Raw genomic sequence first — 6,338 nt, 5'->3', positions numbered from 1 at the left:
TGGTGTTGTCGAAGACACAGTAACAGACGGAAACGATTTGTAAAAGAGAAATATTTTACAAGGATACAAAACAGGGACTGGATATTTGGCACACACACAATAAATCGACATGGTGAAAAGAAATGGATGGAATTACTGCTGTGCAGTAAGACAGAAATTAAACGTCATGTAAAGGTGAAATCGGAATACAATCCGTTTCTACCTGAATGGGAATTATACGGCGAAACGCTATACCAAAAACGGATGTACGAAGATTATTCGCACAGAAGTCAATGGCAAAGGCTGTATAAAGAACAAAAAGGGCGTTGTGGATTATGTCAGTTACCTATCACAAAAGAGACAGGTTGGCATGACCATCATATTATATACCGTGTACATGGGGGAGATAATAAGCTGGAAAACAGAATATTATTACACCCTGTATGTCATACTAAAGTTCATGCGCTAAAGTTAGACGTATTGAAACCGACTTAGCAATAAGTTAATAGAAAGGCTTGAGCTGTATGCGGAGAAATTCGCTCGTACAGTTTAGGGGGCGGCGACACAGTAATGTGTCGTTGCTACCCGACGATGGGCGAAATATAACGCCCATTTTTTGCATTATTCAAATGAGGAATTCAACAATGGCAAATATTCATCCCACCGATATTCTCTAATCGGCATAGGATTAGCATTTTTAAAATATAAAACTAACGCAGGTTTAATACCATTCCAATCATCAACAAATTCATACCTAACAAGATCGCCATTCTTGATTAACTTCTTCGCTTTCGCGTGATAATTAAAGTAGCTCATAGTTAATATTGATATATATTATGATCGCCAAATTGAAAAATAAATGAACTCAATAAAATAGAAAAAATGATTAATTTAAATGGAGGCGCGTCCCGGAGTCGAACCGAGGCAGACGAATTTGCAACCAAAATATCATTATAAATCAATTAGTTGAAAAACAACTTAGAATATACAATGCTTTTTTCCAAGTTTTCCATCGTTAAATATCAATAAGTTATCCCTTTATATTCTTGCATATTCTAACACTTTTAGCAGCCTTTTTCTCAAAATTACATATCAAAAAAACAATCAAAATAAAATACATCAAATAAATTTCATTTTAGCTAATCATAGTAACAATAAACTATACAATGACGCTGTTGAGTATTGTAAGTTGAATATTGATGGTGTTTTGCTAATGCGTTAGATATGTTAGACTTTAAATTTTAATAAATGGTTTTATTATGTCGAATTTAGCTATTAATAAAAATTTAACTTCCTCTGGATCTAGAATTGATTCAATTGATTTCATTCGTGCAATCAGTTTTTTGATGATTGTTGCAGGTCATTTTGTTGGCACATTGTCACAACACGGAGTTGATCATGATTATTTTCATAAATATTATTTGGGTGGAGTTGGAGTTTCTTTTTTTATTATTACTTCAGGTGCTTCACTATACATTTCAACAAAAAACAAATTTGATTTAACAGTTTATATAAAAAAAAGAATTGCAAATATTTATCCTTATTTTTGGATTTGTTATATTTTTGTCGCTGTTTTTTTATTTTTATCCTTCTCAACAGTTTGCTTAGGAGATGACCCTGCCAGACTTCTAATAACATTTTTAGGATTAGATGGGTACTTAGGTTCAACCGTTCCAAATACTTATTATTTGATTGGCGAATGGTTTACCGGTTTTATACTTCTTACATATGTATTATTCCCATTCGTTCTTTGGTTAAAGAATAAAAATATTTATATTGCAATCACGATCATTATTATTTCATCTTTGATTGCCATTCAAAATACACATTATATAGTTGAGCATTTTCTTTTATGGAATAACGATCCCTTTTGGAACCCTATCTCTAGACTACCAGAAATTTTACTTGGGGTGCTTACTATTGATCTATTATTGTTGAAAAACAAAAAAGCAAATTTCTTTACAGCACTTATAGCATTACTGTATATCATAATTGTTATTACATTTATAGAAAAGCACTACAGGACATATAATATGTGGGGAATTAGCATGTGGGCAATGACATTTGTCATAATTTGCTGTCTGTATGAAAATATAATAATCCCCAAAGCAATTAAAAAAATCATATTATTTTTCTCAGAATATTCATTCGTGGCATTTTTACTACACCACCAAATAATATATTATCTGGTATCAAAGATACAGTTTCATGAATTCAATAGATTTCAGTTTTTTTATTTTTATGTAGTTATAGTTTTACTGTGTTATTTTTTAGCGTATTTAATAAAACCAATTGGAGACAAGCTAAAAAGAAAAATACTGGAAATTTAAACAAGTGTAGAGCTAACGCTCTACTTTTATTGTTGGTTTTCCACCTTTATCTATAATAATTTCATACCCCATTGATTTTTTCTCAACAAATCTTTATATTCAGATTGTGTTATTTCAACAACATCGTCTGGGATATTAGTATGTATAACGTCAAAATAAAATCCCATGGTTGATTTACTAAAATATATTTTTATGTTAATGCCCTATGATTTCGTAATGAATAGTCGGAACATATCTGTAACTACCACCTAAAAAAGTACAGCCAAAAAGTAGAAAATTCTCTATGATAAAAGTAAAAGAGGATTCAATTATGAAAAAAAAGACTGAACATCAAATCGTATCTATTTTAAAAGAAACTGAAGCATGTATTCCTGTCAAGGAGCTCTGTCGTAAATATGGCATGGGTAATTCAACTTTCTATAAATGGCGAGAAAAATACGGCGGTATGGAAACTTCAGACATCAAACGTCTAAAAGAACTAGAAGCGGAAAACCTTAAGCTTAAACAGATGTTTGCCGAACTGAGCTTAAAATCCCAGCTTCAGGAAGAAATCATAAAAAAGCTTTAGTGCCACAAAGGTATGTAAAACGTGGGCACAGACGATACAAAAAAATCATTCAGTCATTATTACGATGAGTTGTGCCATTGTAGTGTAAATACCCAAAACTTAGTACATAACTCATGTAGAAAATCATGCTGCTTGTTTTAGTGTTTTATACTCAATCGGTGTCATGTTATTTAATGCCTGATGTGGTCTTTCGGTGTTATAAACCGTTAACCATTCTTCAGTTATTCTCCTTGCTTGCGCTAAGTTGTTAAAAAGATATAAATCGAGCACTTCAGTGCGATAGGTACGATTAAATCGTTCAATATAGCCATTTTGATATGGACTACCGGGCTGGATATAATCAATGGTTATACCATGTAATTTAGCCCAGTTGGTAAAGGTTTTTCTTGTAAATTCTGGCCCATTATCGACCCGTATTTTAATGGATACCCATGATATTCGGCCAGTTTATCTAAGTAACGGGTAATCCTTCCTGCTGGTAAACTTACTGCAATATCAATACCTAACGCCTCACGATTAAAGTCATCGATAAAATTGAATGTTCTAAAGCGGCGTTGATTACGGCTACTGTCATTCATAAAATCCATTGACCAACATTCACCTTGTTTATTGGGGACTAATAACCTTTCTGGGTATCTTGGAGGAATGTGTTTTTTACGCTTTACCCTGAGATTAAGCTTTAATTTACAATACACCCGATATACCCGTTTATGATTCCATTGATAGCCGAGCTTTCTGATACGATTAAAACATTTAGGAAAGCCCTAGCGTAAATGCCTATCTGTGATAGCATTCAATACTGAAACAATCACCGAATCATCCTGTAACTTAGATTGATAATAGTAAGCACAACAGCTTAAGCCAACAATAGCACAACTCATAACAATAGTAACCGAATGATTTTGTTGTAGTTGCTGTGCCCACGTTTTACGTGCCTTGGTGGGCACTAAAGCTTTTTTATGATTTCTTCCTGAAGCTGGGATTTTAAGCTCAGTTCGGCAAACATCTGTTTAAGCTTGCGGTTTTCCGCCTCCAGCTCCTTCAAGCGTTTGGTATCCGACGTTTCCATACCGCCGTATTTTTCTCGCCATTTATAGAAAGTTGAATTACCCATGCCATATTTACGACAGAGTTCTTTAACGGGAATACCTGCCTCTGCTTCTTTTAAAATAACTACGATTTGATGTTCAGTCATTTTTTTCATAATTAAATCCTCTTTTACTTTTATCATAGAGAATTTTCTACTTTTTGCTGTACTATTTTAGGGGATAGTTACAATATAACGCCCATTTTTGCATTATTCAAATGAAGAATTCAACAATGGCAAATATTCATCCCACCGATATTCTCTAATCGGCATAGGATTAGCATATTTTAAAATATAAAACTAACGCAGGTTTAATACCATTCCAATCATTAACAAATTCATACCTAGCAAGATCGCCATTCTTGATTAACTTCTTCGCTTTCGCGTGATAATTAAAATAGCTCATAATTAATATTGATAATGTTATAATTGCTAAATTGAAAAATAAGTGAAACTAAATAAAAAAATGATTAACATAGATGGAGGCGCGTCCCGGAGTCGAACCGAGGTAGACGGATTTGCAATCCGCAGCATGGCCACTCTGCCAACGCGCCTTAGTGGTCTGTCTGAATAGGCTGTAAATAGTAGCACTGCCTTGAATAATCGTCAAGATTAAATAGATTATAATTACAGCAATCACGTTGTTTTTAACTTATTTTTTTATAACCTAATTATTCGTGGCAAAAAATTTAGTGGTTCAATATATTTAAATAAAAATAATCTTCAAAGTTAATTAATAATAATTACAGGATTATAAGAATGATATAAATAATAAAAGTTAAAAAATATTCCTTATGTTATCAAATAACTTTAAGCTGTTATCTCAATTATCAGTTAAACACTCAAATTAAGACTAGAGAGCTAGATAAAACATAGTATTAATTATTGAAAGCAATAAAGATAATTAGAAATAATACTTTTATTAGGCTTTAATATTTTTTAAATGATGAATTTTTCATTGTACTGTAAAGAGCTGAAAAGAAGTTTAGTCTCTCAACAAAAAAATCAAAAATAAAATTAATATAATATCTGATCGTTTTTATAAAAAACTAAGTTTTATCCTCCTCTAAAGGCTAGTGTCGGTTTATTCTACACTAGAATAAACCGATAACTAATCATATACAAAAATAATAACAGAAACTTACACTTAAAATATCTTACCCAAAATTTTTAATATGTATTGTTATTCTATGATTAAATCCTCTTTTGCTTTTATCATAGATAATTTTCTACTTTCTTGACTTGCCAAGTTTAAAATCGCACTTCACGTTTTTATGCAAGGCTTACATAAAATAATTATATAAAAATAAAATAGTTAATTTATCATTCTAAATGATTATAAATGGTGCAAGGCAAGATTATCTGAAAGTGGATAGACCACACTAAATCATACAACTTTTTAAGAGGTAAGGAAAACTTATTACAACTAAAAAGGAGCTAGAACAATAATGAATAAGATTAAAGGAACAAGGCGAACATTCAATGATGATTTTAAACACCAAATGGTCAGTTTTTATTAAAACGGTAAATCAAGTAGTGAAATCGTTGCAAAATATAATTTGACTTCATCAGCTTTGGATAACGCAAGTCAGCCAAAGTGGCTCATTTAAAATAAAAGATAATCACAGTCCGCAAGAACAATGGTTGATTGCTTTGCGCAAAGCGCTTAAGCAACACCGTGTGGAAACGATAAGCACTGATAATGGGGCGAATAACTATTCTAAACGCAAAACGACATCGTTATAGCGCAACAAAACTATATATTATCAAGTTATTATGCTTATTGTTAGTGTAAATTGAATAAACAAAAATCAGTAAGACTTTATGTAGTTAAAATAGTGATGCTGTTTAACCAAAGCTATCATTCTTATGGTACAAGGCGAATTCGTTTTGATTTGCAAAACGAGAATATTTAGGTATCACGTCGTTATATTACTTGGGAGATGAAATCCTTTATTACTCGTATCAAAATACACCGTTAAACATTATAAATTTCACGATACAGAAGTGAATGAAACATCCACAAAGAATTATTGGCAACAGTAATTCTTTGTGGATGATAAAAAGCAAATTGTTGTCGCGGATTTAACTTATATTCGAGCTAACCAACGTTGGCATTATTTATTGTGTTTTAGTGAATTTATCCAATATGCAGATTGCCATCATGTTGGTAAACATAAAACGGCAGAGCTTGTCATGTTAGCATTAAGCCAAATTAAACAACCATTATCGAAATTGGATTTATTTCATTCAGATCGAGGTGAAAAGTTTGATAATCGGCTATTGGAGGATTGTTTTAAGGCATTTAATATCACGCATTCATTAAGCAAGAAAGAGGGTTTTTATGACAATAAGGTAGCCGAAGCGACATTGA

Annotated in this window: 3 protein-coding genes, 1 tRNA gene and 3 pseudogenes; 4 read left to right on the top strand and 3 right to left on the bottom strand. The window is 32.0% G+C overall.

The genetic code is table 11. From position 1 onward, the window contains the following. On the top strand, window positions 1-474 hold a 474-nt coding region (locus A9G45_RS00945; protein WP_141673559.1), incomplete at its 5' end, for an HNH endonuclease. A 126-nt stretch (window positions 475-600) separates the two neighbouring features. Here the strand turns inward: A9G45_RS00945 and A9G45_RS00940 are convergent. Further along, a complete protein-coding gene (locus A9G45_RS00940) occupies window positions 601-795 on the bottom strand; it encodes a thermostable hemolysin delta-VPH (protein WP_065568301.1) in 195 nt (64 codons plus the stop codon). Between the two features lie 443 nt (window positions 796-1,238). Here A9G45_RS00940 and A9G45_RS00935 point away from each other — a divergent pair, with 443 nt between their 5' ends. Further along, the gene (locus tag A9G45_RS00935; protein WP_065568300.1) at window positions 1,239-2,309 is read left to right on the top strand and encodes an acyltransferase family protein; all 1,071 of its coding nucleotides are present in this window, start codon (window positions 1,239-1,241) and stop codon (window positions 2,307-2,309) included. A 310-nt stretch (window positions 2,310-2,619) separates the two neighbouring features. Further along, window positions 2,620-2,871 (top strand): annotated as a pseudogene (locus tag A9G45_RS00930) (transposase); the annotation flags it as partial. Window positions 2,872-3,000: 129 nt separating this feature from the next. On the opposite strand, the pseudogene A9G45_RS13625 reads toward A9G45_RS00930, so the two are convergent. Both A9G45_RS13625 and A9G45_RS00915 read right to left on the bottom strand, forming a co-directional pair. Beyond that, window positions 3,001-4,081: pseudogene (locus tag A9G45_RS13625) on the bottom strand (IS3 family transposase). A gap of 363 nt (window positions 4,082-4,444) precedes the next feature. Continuing rightward, window positions 4,445-4,518: transfer RNA gene (locus A9G45_RS00915), tRNA-Cys, on the bottom strand. Between the two features lie 1,498 nt (window positions 4,519-6,016). Between A9G45_RS00915 and A9G45_RS00910 the strand changes: the two are divergent. Continuing rightward, window positions 6,017-6,338 (top strand): annotated as a pseudogene (locus A9G45_RS00910) (DDE-type integrase/transposase/recombinase); the annotation flags it as partial.

The organism is Gilliamella sp. HK2 (genome assembly GCF_001690265.1).
In the GTDB taxonomy this organism is placed as follows: domain Bacteria; phylum Pseudomonadota; class Gammaproteobacteria; order Enterobacterales; family Orbaceae; genus Gilliamella; species Gilliamella apicola_C.
The sequence above is the reverse complement of the archived record's forward strand: the minus strand, read 5'-3'. Positions and strand labels throughout refer to the sequence as shown.